The following is a 15,897-nucleotide window of genomic DNA, read 5'->3' on the forward strand; positions in this document are numbered from 1 at the left end:
CCTCGTCACTTATGCTGGGGTGTCCGCCTCCCTGCGGCCACGACGCCCGCTCCGAGCTCGATGGGCGGCCGGCCGACGACGATGTTAGGTAGATCCACGCTGATGACTGACCAGACCCGCCCGCTCCGAGTGGCCATCGTGGGTGCAGGCCCGGCCGGCATCTACGCCGCCGACGCGTTGATGAAGTCGGACCACAACGTCTCCGGCCCCGGCGTGAGCATCGACCTCTTCGAGCGCATGCCCGCTCCGTTCGGTCTGATCCGCTACGGCGTCGCACCGGATCACCCGCGCATCAAGGGCATCATCACCGCGCTGCACAAGGTGCTCGACAAGCCGCAGGTCCGCCTGCTCGGCAACATCGACTACGGCACCGACATCGACCTCGAGACGATGCGCCGCTTCTACGACGCCGTCATCTTCTCCACCGGCGCCAACGCGGACCGCGCGCTGAACATCCCCGGCATCGACCTCGACGGCAGCTACGGCGCCGCCGACTTCGTCTCCTGGTACGACGGTCACCCCGACGTGCCACGCACCTGGCCCCTCGACGCCGAGAAGGTCGCCGTCCTCGGCGTCGGCAACGTCGCGCTCGACGTGGCCCGCGTACTGGCCAAGACGGGCGACGAGCTGCTGCCCACCGAGATCCCCGCGAACGTCTACGAGGGCCTGAAGGCCAACAAGGCCGTCGAGGTGCACGTGTTCGGCCGCCGCGGCCCCGCCCAGGCCAAGTTCACGCCGCTCGAGCTCCGCGAGCTGGACCACTCCCCCAACATCGAGGTCATCGTCGCTCCCGAGGACATCGACTACGACGAGGGCTCGGAGAAGGCCCGCCGCGAGTCCAAGCAGGTCGACATGGTCGCGAACACGCTGCAGGACTGGGCGATTCGCGATGCCGGCGACCGCCCGCACAAGCTGTTCCTGCACTTCTTCGAGTCGCCGCACGAGGTGCTCGGCCAGGACGGCAAGGTCGTCGGACTGCGCACCGAGCGCACCGAACTCGACGGCACCGGCAACGTCAAGGGCACCGGCAACTACACCGATTGGGACGTCCAGGCCGTCTACCGCGCGGTGGGCTACCTGTCGCAGAACATCGCCGACCTCCCCTTCGACGACCTCGCGGGCACCATCCCCAACGAGGCCGGCCGCGTGAAGAACAACGACGGCACCCCCGTCGACGCCACGTACGTCACCGGCTGGATCAAGCGCGGACCCGTCGGCCTCATCGGCCACACCAAGGGTGATGCCAACGAGACCGTCGCGAACCTCCTCGCCGACGCCCCGTCGTTCGCGGGTGCCACCGACCCGTCCGAGGACGCCGTCGTCGCGTTCCTCGAGGACAAGAAGGTCCCGTTCACCACGTGGGACGGCTGGTACCGCCTCGACGCGCACGAGCGCAGCCTCGGCGAGCCGCAGGGCCGCGAGCGCGTCAAGGTCGTCGAGCGCGAGGACATGCTGCGCGCCAGCGAGCCCGACAAGGCCTGACCCCAGCACCTGACGCACCGAAGCCCCGAGGATGTGCTCGGGGCTTCGTGCGTGTCAGATCCGGACGGACAGCAGCCGTCCCTCGCGCTCGTCCTTGCGGGCGTGCTCGTTGAAATCGGGTGCGGCGCAGACGAACAGGGTGCGGCCGTCGTCGCCGCCGAACCCGCACGCGAACACCCCGGTGTCGAAGGTCAACTCGTCGACCACTCCCTCGCCCTCGCGAATCTGCACGATGCGCTGCCCCAGTGCGTCGGCCGCCCACAGCGTGCCGTCCTGCGCGAGAGCGCAACCGTCGGGCGCCACCACCACCTGGCCAATGCCCTCGGCCATGTCCGTCGACTCGGGCATCGGACCGAGCACGGCCCAGTCGCGGCGCGGTCCGAGGACACCGTCGTCGCCGATCGCGAAGGCGCTGATCCGGTTGCCGAGCGTCTCGTCGACGAGGAGATCGCCGCCTGCGGTGACGGCCATGCCGTTCGGGAAGTGCAGATCGGTGGCGTCCTCGTGCACACTGCCGTCCGGCTCGACACGCAGCAGGGAGGCCGTCTCGATGGGCGCCATGTTCATGAGATCGAATCCGAAGTTGCCGACGTAGGCGCGCCCGTCCGCATCCACGTGCATGTCGTTGGCGTTGCCGGTCGCGTGCGCGGACAGGTCCGCGTGCACCACGAGGTCGCCGTTCTCCTCGCGCCGCAGAACGGTCTGATCTCGCATCGAGACGACCAGGAGCCGACCGTCGGGAAGCCACCCGAGCCCGGACGGCTGGTGCGGCACCTCGGCCTCCACCCGGACGTCGCTGCCGTCCTCGTTCGCCGACAGCACCTGGTGGGTGTAGAAGTCGGAGACCCAGACACGACCCTCCCGCCACCGTGGGCACTCGAAGTAGGTGTAGCCCTCCAGGACCACGGTCGGCTCTGCCTTCATGTGTAGCTCCTCGCACGACGAGACGGATGATCGAATGTGACGTACGCCTCATCACATCATGAGGCATCCTGGCAGACGTGTTCGACAGCCACGTCCACATCATCGATCCGCGGTTCCCTCTCGTGTCGAACGGCGGATACGAACCCCCCGTGTTCACTGCCGACGACTATCGCGAGGAGACCGACGGGCTGGGGGTCGTGGGCGGCGCCGTCATCGCCGGGTCGTTCCAGGGCAGCGACCAGAGCTTTCTGCTCGCGGCGCTGACCGAACTCGGTGACGGATGGGTGGGCGTGACCCACCTGCCGTGGGACGCCGAGGACGAGGACATCATCGCGCTCGACGACGCGGGCGTCCGAGCGCTCAGATTCAATCTGCGGCGCGGCGACACCGACGTGTCGACCCTCACCGAGCAGGCCGTCCGCGCGCACGAGATCGCCGGATGGCACGCCGAGTTCTACGCGGACGCCGGATTGTTGCTGTCCCTGGAGCCGGTCCTGTCCAAACTGCCGGCCATCAGCATCGACTACCTCGGCATGGCCGAGGACGCCATGCCGTACCTCCTCGATCTCGTCGACAGGGGAGCACGGGTCAAGGCGGCGGGCTTCGGCCGCATCGGCCACGACCCGGTGGAGGCGATGAGCAGGATCCATGCCGTCAACCCCGAGGCACTGATGTTCGGGACCGACCTGCCCGGCACGCGCTCCCCGCGACGCTTCGTCCCCTCCGACATCGACCTGGTGACCGAGGCAGTGGGCGGCGATCTCCAGAAGGTGCTGTTCAGGAACGCGAGGGCCTGGTACCGGGAGCGTTAGAGCACGATGACGGCGCCGAGCCACACGCCAGCCGCCATCAGCGCGCCGAACAGCTCGACGAGGATCGACAGGCCCACCGCCTTGGTGGCGTGGACCGTCGACTGCCAGGCGGATCCCGACGTGCGGGCACGAGGAAGTTCCGCCAGGTACACACCGAGGGGGAACCCGAGGAAGAGTCCGACGACCGGGACGACGAAGAATCCGACGATGCCGACGACGCCGCCCGCGACGATGGAACGGGTGGGCACTCCGGCCGTCTTCAGTCGTCTGCCCGGCCACAGGTACTTGACGACGCCCGATGCCGCCAGCAGCGCCGTCGCGATGCCGAACACCGTCCACGCCGATGCGGTGCCGACGACGAAGGCCCAGACGCCGATCGCGGCGAAGATCAGGACGACGCCGGGGAGCACCGGGACGACGATCCCGATCAGGCCGATCAGGACGACCAGTCCGACGAGGACCTCGGCACCGGCGGTCACCGTGCCGAGACCGGACGCACGCGGCTCGCGGCGTCGCGTGCACGCCCCCGCGCGGTCTCGACGTCCGGACCGGTCGACACGGCGACGCCCATCCGGCGCTTCGCGAAGCTCTCCGGCTTGCCGAACAGGCGGATGTCGGTCTCCGGGACGCGGAGCGCCTGCTCGACGCCCTCGAAGGCGATGCCCACCTCGTCGAGACCGCCGTAGATCACCGCGGACGCGCCGGGTGTCAGCAGCGTGGTGTCCACCGGAAGCCCGAGGATGGCGCGCGCGTGCAGCTCGAACTCCGACAGCCGCTGGGTGCCGAGCGTGACCAGGCCCGTGTCGTGCGGTCGTGGGCTGACCTCGGAGAAGTACACGTCGTCGCCCTTGACGAAGAGCTCGACGCCGAAGATGCCGCGGCCGCCGAGTGCCGCGGTGACCGTGCGGGCGACCTCGCGTGCAGCGTGCAGAGCGGCCGCCGACATGGGCTGGGGCTGCCACGACTCGATGTAGTCGCCGGACTTCTGGAGGTGGCCGATGGGCTCGCAGAAGGAGGTCTCGTCGGCGCCGTTCTCGTCGACCGCGCGGACGGTGAGCTGGGTGATCTCGTAGTCGAAGTCGACGAAGCCCTCGACGATGACCCGGCCCAGCGCGACTCGTCCCCCGGCCTGAGCGTGGTCCCAGGCCCGCTGGACGTCGTCGTCGCTCGTCACGACCGACTGCCCCTTGCCCGACGACGACATCACCGGCTTGATCACCGCCGGGAAGCCCGTGTGCTCGAGCGCCGCGCGAACCTCGTCCACACTGTCGGCGAACGCGTACGGCGACGTGGGCAACCCCAGCTCCTCGGCCGCGAGCCTGCGGATGCCCTCGCGGTTCATCGTCAGCTGCGTCGCGCGCGCCGTCGGCACGACGGTGGTGACCCCGCGGTCCTCGACCACGGAGAGCGCCTCGGTGGCGATGGCCTCGATCTCCGGCACGACGAAGTGCGGCGCCTCGGACTCGATGACGGCGAGCAGGGCGTCCGGATCGCTCATGTCCACCGTGTGGGCGCGGTGCGCGACCTGATGGCCGGGGGCGTCCGCGTACCGGTCGACGGCGATCACCTCGACGCCCAGGCGCTGGAACGCGATGATCACTTCCTTGCCGAGCTCGCCGGAGCCCAGCAGCATCACCTTGGTGGCCGACGGAGAAAGCGGAGTACCGATGCGGGAGGACGTCACTCTTGGAATGGTATCGGGCATGGCGGAGACCGAGGACCTGCTCACCTACCTCCAGCGAGGACGGGACGCGGTGGTGTGGAAACTCGACGGCGCGTCGGAGTACGACATCCGTCGGCCCCTCACGTCGACCGGTACCAACCTGCTGGGAATCGTGAAACACCTGGCCATGACCGAGGCGGGGTACCTCGGGTCCACGTTCGGGCGACCGTTCCCCGAACCGATCCCGTGGTCCGACCCGACACTCGAACTCAATGCCGACATGTGGGCCACACCCGACCAGTCCCGCGATTCTCTCGTCGACCTCTACCGCCGGGTGAACGCCCATGCCGACGAGACGGTGCGCACCCTCGGACCGAGAGCGGAGGGGACGGTGCCGTGGTGGACGGCGAAGAACCCCGTGACCGTCGAGTACATCCTGGTGCACCTGATCGCGGAGACACACCGCCATGCCGGCCACGCCGACATCGTGCGCGAACTCGCCGACGGCAGCGCCGGACTGGCTCCCGGCAACTCCAACCTGGCGGACGGTGACGCCGACTGGTGGGGTGACTACCGGTCGCGGGTGGACGACGCCGCGTCGGAGTTCCTCTGAGTCTCCCGACCCGCACAGTCCGGTCCTGTCGTCGGGCAGGTTCCGGTGGATAGGGTCGCGCCATGACTACTGCAGGTGGACCTCTCGCCGGAATCAAGGTCGTGGAACTCGCGGGCATCGGCCCCGGACCGCACACCGCGACGCTGCTGGCCGACCTCGGCGCCGACGTCGTGCGCGTCCAGCGTGCGGGCGCGTTGCCGGCCGAGGGATCACCGGGCGACCCCCTGCTCCGCAACCGCCGCATCGTCGAGGCGAACCTGAAGGATCCGGCCGAGCTGGAACGGGTGCTCGACCTGATCTCCCGCGCCGACGTCCTCATCGAGGGCTTCCGTCCGGGGGTCACCGAGCGCATGGGTCTGGGACCCGACGTCGTCGCCGAGCGCAACCCCGGTCTGGTCTACGGACGCATGACGGGGTGGGGCCAGGAGGGTCCGTGGTCGCAGGTCGCGGGACACGACATCAACTACATCTCGGTCACCGGAGTGCTGCACGCGATCGGACGCGAGGGTGAGCGCCCGGTACCCCCGATGAACATGGTCGGCGACTTCGGCGGTGGATCGATGTTCCTCGTCATGGGCATTCTCGCAGCGCTGGTCGAGCGCGGTCGGTCCGGGAAGGGCCAGGTGATCGACGCGGCCATGGTCGACGGCACCGTCGCGTTGTCGCACATGATCTGGGGGTGGCGCGGGATCGGCATGTGGTCCGACGAGCGCGGCACGAACCTGCTGGACACCGGTGCCCCGTTCTACGACACGTACGAGACGTCCGACGGCAAGCACGTCGCCGTCGGCGCGCTGGAACCCCAGTTCTACGCCGCGATGCTGCAGGGACTCGGGCTCGATCCGTCGGCCTTGCCCCACCAGCTCGACCGTGAGCAGTGGCCGACGCTGCGGTCGACCTTCACGGAGGTGTTCGCCTCCCGCACGCGCGACGAGTGGGCCGCCGTCTTCGACGGCACGGACGCCTGCGTCACCCCCGTGCTGACCTTCGACGAGGCCACGCGCCACCGCCACATGGCCGAACGCGGCAGCCTCATCGACATCGACGCGGTCACCCAGCACGCCCCGGCGCCGCGTTTCGGGCGTACCGCCACGTCCACGCCGGCGGGTCCGGCCCGCTCGTCCGTCGACCCCGACTCGGTCTGGACCTGAGTGGACGCCGCGGCCTGGGACGCCAAGTACGAACGCGCCGAACTCATCTGGGGCGCACCGCCGAACGACATGGTCGTCGAGTTCTGCACCTCCCTGCCGCGCGGCCGGGCGCTCGATCTCGCGTGCGGCGAGGGGCGCAACGCCCTCTGGCTCGCCACGCGCGGATGGAGTGTCGACGCCGTCGACTTCAGCAGCGTGGCGCTGACCAAGGCGGTCCGCATCGCCGCCACGGCCACCGCGTCGATCCGCGAGCGTGTGCGGTGGGTCCACGCGGACGTGACCACACTCACACCGGAGCGGAATTATGATCTCGTTGTCATCGCCTACCTGCATTTATCGCGGACCGAGCGTGAAAACGTCCTCGCGACTGCCGTCCAGGCGTTGAAACATGAGGGAATCCTCGTGATCGTGGGTCACCATTCTGCCAATCTGAAGAATGGCGTCGGCGGTCCTCAGGATCCCGAGATCCTCTACAGCCCAGACGATCTGGTCGCGGACATCGGCGACAGGATGCGCATTCTCGTCGCCGAGGACAGGGTGCGGCACGTAGGTGATTCCGCAGCGATCGACGCCCTTGTGGTGGGACGAGTTACCGACGAGTAGACCCCTATTGGCAGTGCTCCCGATCCGGCGTAACATAGCCGTATGTTACTGGCGAGTAGGTAGCGCCGGGCCACACAGGCGGTACCGAGGCCGGACCGCACCACTGAGACGGAGAACGCATCACCATGGGTCATTACAAGAGCAATCTTCGCGATCTCGAGTTCAACCTGTTCGAGCTGTTCGCCCTGGACAAGACGCTCGAGTCCGGACAGTTCGGCGATCTCGACGTCGACACCGTGCGTGACATGCTCTCCGAGGTCCGCCGCCTCGCCGAGGGCCCGCTCGCGGAGTCCTTCGCCGACGCCGACCGCAACCCGCCGACCTTCGACCCCGAGACGCACACCGTCACCCTCCCGGAGTCGTTCAAGAAGTCGTACCGCGCGCTGCAGGAAGCCGGCTGGGATCACCTGGGCCTCGACGAGGAACTCGGCGGCATGCCGGTTCCGCGTCAGGTGTTCTGGGCCGTCGCCGAGATGATCCTCGGATCGAACCCCGCCGCCTTCATGTACTCCGCCGGCCCGGGCTTCGCCCAGATCCTCTCCGACAACGGCAACGAGCAGCAGAAGAAGTGGGCCGTACTCGCCTCCGAGCGCAACTGGGGCGCCACCATGGTCCTCACCGAGCCCGACGCGGGTTCGGACGTGGGCGCCGGCCGCACCAAGGCCGTCGAGCAGGCCGACGGCAGCTGGCACATCGAGGGCGTCAAGCGCTTCATCACCTCGGCCGACTCGGACGATCTCTTCGAGAACATCTTCCACCTCGTGCTCGCTCGCCCCGAGGGCGCCAAGCCGGGCACCAAGGGACTGTCGCTGTTCTTCGTCCCGAAGTTCCACTTCGACAGCGAGACCGGCGAACTCGGCGAGCGCAACGGCGTCTTCGTCACCAACGTCGAGCACAAGATGGGCCTCAAGGTCTCGGCCACCTGTGAGCTGACCCTCGGCGGACACGGCGTCCCCGCCAAGGGCTGGCTCGTCGGCGACGTCCACAACGGCATCGCGCAGATGTTCGACGTCATCGAGCACGCTCGAATGATGGTGGGCACCAAGGCCATCTCGACGCTGTCCACCGGGTACCTCACCGCGCTCGACTACGCCAAGCAGCGCATTCAGGGTGCTGACCTGACGCAGATGACCGACAAGGCCGCGCCCCGCGTCTCCATCACGCATCACCCCGACGTCCGTCGCTCGCTGATGACGCAGAAGGCGTACGCGGAGGGCCTGCGCGCGGTGTTCCTCTACACGGCCGCTCACCAGGACGAGGTTGCCGCACGGCACGTCTCGGGCGCCGACAAGGACACCGCGTTCCGCGTCAACGACCTGCTGCTCCCCATCGTCAAGGGTGTGGGTTCCGAGGTCGCGTACGAGCAGCTGGCGCAGAGCCTCCAGACGCTCGGTGGCTCCGGCTTCCTGCAGGACTACCCCATCGAGCAGTACATCCGCGATGCCAAGATCGACTCGCTGTACGAGGGCACCACGGCCATCCAGGCGCAGGACTTCTTCTTCCGCAAGATCGCCCGGGACCGCGGCGTCGCACTGGCCCACGTCGCCGGCCAGATCAAGACGTGGATCGACAGCGAGGCGGGCAACGGTCGCCTCAAGAGCGAGCGTGCCTTGCTCAACACCGCCCTCGAGGACGTGCAGGGCATGGTCGCCACACTCACGCAGCACCTCATGGGTGCCCAGGAGCAGCCGACCGAGCTGTACAAGGTCGGCCTCGGATCCGTCCGCCTGCTCATGAGCGTCGGCGACCTGATGATCGGCTGGCTGCTGCTGCGTCAGTCCGAGATCGCCATCGCCGCACTCGACAACGGCGCCGGCGAGAAGGACAAGGCGTTCTACGAGGGCAAGATCGGCGCAGCGTCGTTCTTCGCCAAGAACATCCTGCCCCGCCTGACCTCCACCCGTCAGATCCTGTCCGACCTGGACAACGACGTCATGGAGCTCGACGAAGCGGCGTTCTGATCCGCTGAATCCCCACTGCGGCCCGGCTGGTATTCCAGCCGGGCCGCAGTGCTGTGTGGTGGGGGCGCTTCCCGGCCGCTCTCGCGGAGTCGGCCCGACACCGCGTTTATCGCGACGCCCACCGGCTACACCTCGCGTTGCGCAGTGGGACAGGCCCACTCGCGACAGGAGAGGATCCACCATGGCGAACACGAACAGAGCGGGCCGTACCGTGGTCCGCCGGTCACCGGTTCAATGGGGAGCACTGATCGTCGGCGTCGTGTTCCTTCTCGTCGGTGTGCTCGGGTTCGTCCCGGGCATCACGACGGACTACGACATGCTCACCTTCGCGGGCCACCACAGCGGGGCGATGCTCCTGGGCATCTTCGAGGTGTCGATCCTGCACAACATCGTGCACCTGTTGTTCGGCGTCGCCGGGATCCTGCTGGCCCGTGCACCGTCCTCGGCGAGGCTGTACCTCATCGGCGGCGGCATCATCTACCTGGTGCTCTTCGTGTACGGGCTCGTCATCGACCACGAGAGCAGCGCCAACTTCGTGCCGCTGAACGACGCCGACAACTGGCTGCACCTCGTGCTCGGCGTCGGCATGATCGGGCTGGGTCTCGCGTTGCCGCGCGTCGTCACGGGTACCACCGCGACACCGACTCGCTAGCCGAGTCCCCGCAGGATGCGGTCGGCGTGCCGGATCACCGGCGCGTCGACCATCCTGCCGTCGACGGTGAACACTCCGCGCTCGGTGGCGGCGGCAGCCACGACCCGACGGGCCCAGTCCACCTGATCGGCTGTGGGGGTGTAACACTCGCGGATCACGGCGGCCTGCGTCGGGTGCAGCGCCACCTTGGCGTCGAACCCCACCGCGACGGCGTCCTCCGACTCGGCGCGCAGTCCGTCGAGATCGGCGATGTCCAGATACACCGAGTCCAGAGCCTGGCGCCCGAAGGCCTTGGCCGCCAGCAGAGCGGTCGAGCGTGCGTGCACGGCCACGTCGCGATACGACCCGTCGCCGCGACGCGAGGACGCTCCGCCGAGCGCGGCCACCAGGTCCTCCGCGCCCCACATCATGCCCTCGCACCCGTCGGCTGCGCAGATCTCCGCAGCGTGCAGGATCCCGAGTGGGGTCTCGACGAGGGCGACCACCGATCGTGGAGCCAGTGCCGAGACGTCCTGCGCCGATTCACACTTGGGCACCATCACGCGGTGGTAGACCGTCTCGGACAGGGCTGCCAGATCAGCCTCGAAGTACGGCGTCGATCGCGCGTTGACGCGGATCACGGTGCGGTCCGGATCGAGTGGGGTGTCGACGACGGCCTGCCGCGCCGCTTCCTTGTCACCGGGGGCCACCGCGTCCTCGAGGTCCAGGATCACCACGTCTGCTGCCGCGGCGGCCTTCCGGTAGCGCTCGGGCCTGTCGGCCGGGCAGAACATCCAGACCGGACCGAGCCCCGTCACGACGCGGGAGCCATCCGGACGAGGGTCTTCCGCACGGCGCGCGCGACGACGTCGCCGTGCTGATTGCGGCCCGTGTGCTCGAACGTCACGACGCCTTCTCCGGGTCTCGACGCCGACTCTCGCTTGTCCGCGATCACCGTCTCGCCGTAGAGGGTGTCACCGTGCAGCATCGGCTTCGGGAAGCTGATCTCCGAGAACCCGAGGTTCGCGACGATGGTGCCCTGCGTCAGCTGGGCGACGGAGAGCCCGACCAGCGTGGAGAGCGTCCACATCGAGTTCACGAGCCGCTCCCCGAACGCGGTGTCCACGCTGTACGCGGCGTCGAGATGCAGCGCCTGCGTGTTCATCGTGAGGGTGGTGAACAGGACGTTGTCCGCCTCGGTGACGGTGCGCCCGGGCCGGTGCTCGTAGACGGTGCCCACCGTCATCTCGTCGAACCACAGGCCGCGCTGGACGATGCGCTCCGGTTCGGTCACAGCCCCACCTGGCGCGCGATCAGCATCAGCTGCACCTCCGTGGTGCCCTCGCCGATCTCGAGGATCTTGCTGTCGCGGTAGTGCCGCGCGACCGTGTACTCGTTCATGAACCCGTAGCCGCCGTGCACCTGCGTGGCGTCGCGCGCGTTGTCCATCGCGGCCTCCGACGAGATCAGCTTGGCGATGGCCGCTTCCTTTTTGAAGGGCTTGCCCGCCGACATGAGCGCTGCAGCGTCGTAGTAGGCGGTCCGGGCGGCGTAGGCGCGCGCCTCCATGCGGGCGATCTTGAAGGCGATGGCCTGGTTCCGGCCGATGGCGGTACCGAACGCCTCGCGCTCCTTCGCGTACTTCACACTCTCGTCGACGCACCCCTGCGCCACACCGACGGCGAGCGCAGCGATGGCGATACGGCCTTCGTCGAGGATCTGCAGGAACCCGGCGTAACCACGGCCCTCGTCGCCGAGCAGATTCTCCAGCGGCACACGAACATCGGTGAACGACAGGGGGTGGGTGTCCGAGGCGTTCCAGCCGACCTTGTCGTACGCGGGACCGGCCTCGAAGCCGGGGGTGTCCGTCGGCACGATGATCGAGGAGATCTGCTTGCGCCCGGAGGCATCGGTTCCGGTCACGGCGGTCACCGTCACCAGCTCGGTGATGTCGGTGCCGGAGTTCGTGATGAACTGCTTCGACCCGTTGATCACCCAGTGATCACCGTCGCGCACCGCGGTGGTGCGCGTACCGCCGGCGTCGCTGCCGGCACCGGGCTCGGTGAGGCCGAACGCGCCGAGCGCCCGGCCCGACGTCAGCTTGGGGAGCCACTCCTTCTTCTGCGCGTCCGTACCGAAGCGGTACACGGGCATCGCGCCCAGGGAGACACCGGCTTCGAGCGTGATCGCGACGCTCTGATCCACCTTGCCCAGCTCCTCGAGGGCGAGGCACAGCGCGAAGTAGTCGCCGCCCATGCCGCCGTACTCCTCGGGGAACGGCAGTCCGAACAGTCCCATGTCCGCCATGCCGCGGACCACCTCGTAGGGAAACGTGTGGTCGCGATCGTGCTGCGCGGCGACGGGCGCCACCACGGTGCGAGCGAAGTCGCGCACCGAGGCGATCAGCTGCTGGTGCTCGTCGGACAACAGGCTGTGTCCCGCGACGGTCGATGTGCTCATGCTGCATCCTCTTTCGGGTCCGTGGTCATGCGTGCGAGTACCTGGTTCACGGCGACCTGGTCGCCTCTCGCCACCGTCACCTCGACGATGCCGTCCGCGGGAGCAGTGAGCGCGTGCTCCATCTTCATGGCCTCCACGACCACGAGAACGGTTCCGGCCGTGACGGTGTCACCGTTCGTCACCTCGACGGCGATCACGGTGCCCGGCATGGGGCTGCGCACCGTGTCCTCGAGCTCCGCCTCGCCCCCGGCGGCGAGGTCGATCTCTGCGGCGGGGCGCAGATGCCACACCCCACCGGAAGCCGCGAGCCAGAGCCCGTCCGCGTCCCGCGCAGCCGTGTACGTCGTCCGGCGACCGTCGATCGCGACCACGAGAGTCGCTCCGTCGAGAGTCACCGTCAGCGACCGAGCATTTCCGCCGTCGACGGTCACCGCCGCGTCGCTCGGCGACCCGGTCACCGCGACGGTGCGCCGCCGCCCGGAGTCCTCGACGAGGACGGTCGTCGGTGCGCTCCGACCACCGAGACGCCACCCGTTCGGAACGGTCCACGCGCCGTCGTCCTGCGCGGGCCAGGCTGCGCACCAGTCGAACACGGCTGCGGCGGCGATGACCTCGTCCGTCGCGACGGGCGCCGCGTAGTCGGGTGCGACCCGGTCCAGCAGGCCCGTGTCCAGACGGCCGGCGGCGACGTCGGGATCGGCCAGCAGGTACGAGAGGAAGTCGATGTTGGTGCCCACGCCGAGCACCGCGGTCTCGCCGAGCGCCCGTCGCAGGATGCGCAGTGCCTCGGCGCGGTCCCGACCGTGCGCGATGACCTTGGCCAGCATCGGGTCGTAGTCGCTGCCCACCACCGTGTCCGGTGCGAGCGACGAGTCCACGCGGACACCGGTGCCCGCCGGTTCGTGCAGTCCGATCACTCGGCCGCCGGTGGGCAGGAAGCCATAGCCCGGATCTTCCGCGTAGACACGCGCCTCGATCGCGTGACCGGTCAGCGTCACATCCTCCTGCTGCAGCGGCAGCGTGTCGCCCGCTGCCATCCGTATCTGCAGCTCCACGAGATCGATGCCGGTGACCTCCTCGGTCACCGGATGCTCCACCTGCAGACGGGTGTTCATCTCCATGAAGAAGAAGTCGTCGGGCGCGTCGGCGGAGACGATGAACTCGACGGTGCCGGCGCCGACGTAGTCGACACTCCGAGCGGTCGCACACGCGGCCTCGCCGATCCGCGCCCGCGTCACCTCGTCGAGCAACGGCGACGGCGCCTCCTCGATCACCTTCTGGTGACGGCGCTGCAGCGAGCACTCGCGCTCACCGAGATGGATCACGTGGCCGTGGGCGTCCGCCATCACCTGCACCTCGATGTGCCGGGGACGCAACACGAATCGTTCGAGGAAGAGGGTGTCGTCGCCGAACGACGACGCCGCCTCTCGCCTGGCCCGCACCAGGGCCGCCGTCAGGTCCTCGGCTCGTTCGACCAAATGCATGCCCTTGCCGCCGCCACCGGCCGACGGCTTGATCAGCACGGGGTAGCCGATGTCGCCCGCGGCCGCGATCAGTTCGTCGTCCGTGAGTCCGGGTTCCGCGATGCCGGGCACCACCGGCACGTCGAACGCGGAGACCGCCTTCTTCGCCGTGATCTTGTCGCCCATGGTCTCGATCGCACGTGTCGGCGGGCCGATGAACGTGATGCCGTTCTTCTCGCACGCCGCCGCGAATGCCGCATTCTCCGAGAGGAACCCGTATCCGGGGTGGATCGCATCGGCGCCGCTGGCGAGTGCCGCGTCGATCACCTTGTCGATGTTCAGATAGCTCTCGCGTGCGGGCGCCGGACCCAGTCGTACCGCGGTGTCCGCGGAGCGCACGTGCAGCGCGTCGGCGTCCGCGTCGCTGTACACCGCGACGGAGCGAATTCCCATGGTGCGCAGTGTCCGGAACACCCGGACGGCGATCTCACCGCGATTCGCGACGAGCACCGTGTCGATCGTGGTCATCACACTCACATCCTGAAGACGCCGTAGGACACCGGCTCGAGCGGCGCGTTGGCGCACACCGACAGAGCAAGTGAGAGAACAGTTCTGGTGTCGGCCGGATCGATGATGCCGTCGTCCCACAGCCGCGCCGTCGAGTGGTACGGGTTGCCCTGCTCCTCGTACTGACGGCGGATGGGTTCCTTGAACCGCTCCTGCTCGTCCTCGGTCCACGGCTCGCCGGACGCGGACCGCTGATCGCTGCGCACGGTCGCGAGCACCGACGCCGCCTGCTCCCCGCCCATGACGGAGATGCGCGCGTTCGGCCACATCCACAGGAAGCGGGGCGAGTACGCGCGTCCGCACATCGAGTAGTTGCCCGCGCCGTAGGACCCGCCGATGACGACCGTCAGCTTCGGCACCCGGGCACAGGCCACCGCGGTGACCATCTTCGCGCCGTGCTTGGCGATGCCCCCGGCCTCGTACTCGCGGCCGACCATGAACCCGGTGATGTTCTGCAGGAACAGCAACGGCACCGACCGCTTGTCGCACAGCTCGATGAAATGTGCGCCCTTGACGGCGGATTCACCGAACAGGACACCGTTGTTGGCGACGATGCCGACCGGGTGTCCGTCGATGTGGGCGAACCCGGTCACCAGCGTGGTGCCGTACTCGGCCTTGAACTCCTGGAACTGCCCACCGTCCACCAGGCGGGTGATCACCTCGTGCACGTCGTACGGGGTGCGCGGATCTGTCGGCACCACGTCGTACAGCTCCGACTGGTCGCTCGCAGGCAACGGTGTGCGTACCTCCCACGGCGACGGCGTGCGGGGGCCGAGGGTGGCCACGATCGCGCGGACCCGGCGGAGCGCGTCACGATCGTCGGTCGCGAGGTGATCCGTCACGCCCGAGATCTTGGAGTGGACGTCGCCGCCACCGAGGTCCTCGGCCGTGACCACCTCGCCGGTGGCCGCCTTCACCAGCGGCGGTCCACCCAGGAAGATGGTGCCCTGGTTGCGGACGATGATCGCCTCGTCGCTCATCGCGGGCACGTACGCGCCACCGGCGGTGCAGGACCCCATCACCGCCGCGATCTGGGCGATGCCCCTCGCACTCATCGTCGCCTGGTTGAAGAAGATCCGGCCGAAGTGTTCCCGGTCGGGGAACACGTCGTCCTGCATCGGCAGGAACGCGCCACCCGAGTCGACGAGGTACACGCAGGGCAGCCGGTTCTGCAGGGCGATCTCCTGCGCGCGCAGATGCTTCTTGACGGTCATCGGGTAGTACGTGCCGCCCTTGACCGTGGCGTCGTTGGCCACGACCATCACCTCGCGCCCGGACACCCGGCCGATTCCGGCGATCACACCGGCGCCCGGGCACGCATCGTCGTACATGCCGTTCGCGGCCAGCGGGGCGATCTCGAGGAACGGGCTGCCGTCGTCGAGCAGCGTGTCGACACGGTCGCGCGGAAGCAGCTTGCCGCGGGAGACGTGCCGCTCACGGGAGGCGTCACTGCCGCCGCGGGCAGCGGCCGCCATGGCTCGGTGGAGCTCGTCGACCAGCGCGAGGTGGTCGTCCCGCCTGCTCGTGCGCTCGGTTCGAGCACCGTCCAGCATCGTCATCGCTCAGC

15 protein-coding genes are annotated in these 15,897 nt (G+C 68.6%); 7 read left to right on the plus strand and 8 right to left on the minus strand.

Annotated elements, in window-relative coordinates; genetic code table 11:
• Positions 1–102: 102 nt before the first annotated feature.
• The gene (locus HQ306_RS14310; protein ID WP_027506208.1) at positions 103–1,482 is read left to right on the plus strand and encodes an FAD-dependent oxidoreductase; all 1,380 of its coding nucleotides are present in this window, start codon (positions 103–105) and stop codon (positions 1,480–1,482) included.
• Positions 1,483–1,536: 54 nt separating this feature from the next.
• Here the strand turns inward: HQ306_RS14310 and HQ306_RS14315 are convergent, their stop codons facing one another.
• A complete protein-coding gene (locus HQ306_RS14315) occupies positions 1,537–2,406 on the minus strand; it encodes an SMP-30/gluconolactonase/LRE family protein (protein ID WP_027506207.1) in 870 nt (289 codons plus the stop codon).
• Positions 2,407–2,483: 77 nt separating this feature from the next.
• Here HQ306_RS14315 and HQ306_RS14320 point away from each other — a divergent pair, with 77 nt between their 5' ends.
• Positions 2,484–3,218 (plus strand): amidohydrolase family protein, encoded by a 735-nt coding sequence (locus HQ306_RS14320; RefSeq protein ID WP_222632134.1) that lies wholly within the window; start codon positions 2,484–2,486, stop codon positions 3,216–3,218.
• Here the strand turns inward: HQ306_RS14320 and HQ306_RS14325 are convergent.
• Together HQ306_RS14325 and purT are read right to left on the minus strand one after the other, a co-directional pair.
• A complete protein-coding gene (locus HQ306_RS14325; RefSeq protein ID WP_222632136.1) occupies positions 3,215–3,697 on the minus strand; it encodes a DUF456 domain-containing protein in 483 nt (160 codons plus the stop codon). The genes HQ306_RS14320 and HQ306_RS14325 overlap by 4 nt on opposite strands.
• Positions 3,694–4,923 (minus strand): formate-dependent phosphoribosylglycinamide formyltransferase, encoded by a 1,230-nt coding sequence (gene purT, locus HQ306_RS14330; RefSeq protein WP_222632145.1) that lies wholly within the window; start codon positions 4,921–4,923, stop codon positions 3,694–3,696. The genes HQ306_RS14325 and purT overlap by 4 nt, the downstream gene beginning before the upstream one ends.
• Between purT and HQ306_RS14335 the strand changes: the two genes are divergently transcribed.
• From HQ306_RS14335 to HQ306_RS14355, 5 genes are all read left to right on the plus strand, one after another.
• On the plus strand, positions 4,922–5,494 hold the full coding sequence (locus tag HQ306_RS14335) for a DinB family protein (RefSeq protein WP_200933792.1): 573 nt from the start codon (positions 4,922–4,924) through the stop codon (positions 5,492–5,494). The two genes, purT and HQ306_RS14335, sit on opposite strands and share 2 nt — an antisense overlap.
• A gap of 62 nt (positions 5,495–5,556) precedes the next feature.
• Complete coding sequence (locus tag HQ306_RS14340) at positions 5,557–6,645, plus strand: CaiB/BaiF CoA-transferase family protein (RefSeq protein WP_027506202.1); 1,089 nt, start codon at positions 5,557–5,559, stop codon at positions 6,643–6,645.
• Complete coding sequence (locus HQ306_RS14345; RefSeq protein ID WP_222632147.1) at positions 6,646–7,248, plus strand: bifunctional 2-polyprenyl-6-hydroxyphenol methylase/3-demethylubiquinol 3-O-methyltransferase UbiG; 603 nt, start codon at positions 6,646–6,648, stop codon at positions 7,246–7,248.
• Between the two features lie 125 nt (positions 7,249–7,373).
• The gene (locus tag HQ306_RS14350; RefSeq protein ID WP_222632149.1) at positions 7,374–9,209 is read left to right on the plus strand and encodes an acyl-CoA dehydrogenase; all 1,836 of its coding nucleotides are present in this window, start codon (positions 7,374–7,376) and stop codon (positions 9,207–9,209) included.
• 181 nt (positions 9,210–9,390) lie between these two features.
• A complete protein-coding gene (locus HQ306_RS14355; RefSeq protein ID WP_222632151.1) occupies positions 9,391–9,861 on the plus strand; it encodes a DUF4383 domain-containing protein in 471 nt (156 codons plus the stop codon).
• Here the strand turns inward: HQ306_RS14355 and HQ306_RS14360 are convergent.
• The 5 genes from HQ306_RS14360 to HQ306_RS14380 are packed head-to-tail and all read right to left on the minus strand — an operon-like array spanning position 9,858 to position 15,883.
• Positions 9,858–10,634, minus strand: coding sequence for a CoA ester lyase (locus tag HQ306_RS14360; RefSeq protein ID WP_056442231.1), 777 nt, complete (start codon positions 10,632–10,634; stop codon positions 9,858–9,860). The two genes, HQ306_RS14355 and HQ306_RS14360, sit on opposite strands and share 4 nt — an antisense overlap.
• 20 nt (positions 10,635–10,654) lie before the next feature.
• Positions 10,655–11,134, minus strand: coding sequence for a MaoC family dehydratase (locus HQ306_RS14365; RefSeq protein WP_027506198.1), 480 nt, complete (start codon positions 11,132–11,134; stop codon positions 10,655–10,657).
• Entirely contained in the window at positions 11,131–12,300 is a 1,170-nt protein-coding gene (locus HQ306_RS14370; protein WP_027506197.1) for an acyl-CoA dehydrogenase family protein, read from the minus strand. The genes HQ306_RS14365 and HQ306_RS14370 overlap by 4 nt, the downstream gene beginning before the upstream one ends.
• Positions 12,297–14,291, minus strand: a complete 1,995-nt coding sequence (locus HQ306_RS14375) for an acetyl/propionyl/methylcrotonyl-CoA carboxylase subunit alpha (protein WP_222632153.1) — start codon at positions 14,289–14,291, stop codon at positions 12,297–12,299. Before HQ306_RS14375 ends, HQ306_RS14370 begins: the two co-directional genes overlap by 4 nt.
• A gap of 5 nt (positions 14,292–14,296) precedes the next feature.
• Positions 14,297–15,883: a carboxyl transferase domain-containing protein gene (locus HQ306_RS14380; protein ID WP_222632647.1), complete on the minus strand. Its 1,587-nt coding sequence runs from the start codon at positions 15,881–15,883 to the stop codon at positions 14,297–14,299.
• Positions 15,884–15,897 lie beyond the last annotated feature (14 nt).

Source organism: Rhodococcus sp. BP-160 (assembly GCF_019836205.1).
Lineage (GTDB): Bacteria > Actinomycetota > Actinomycetes > Mycobacteriales > Mycobacteriaceae > Rhodococcoides.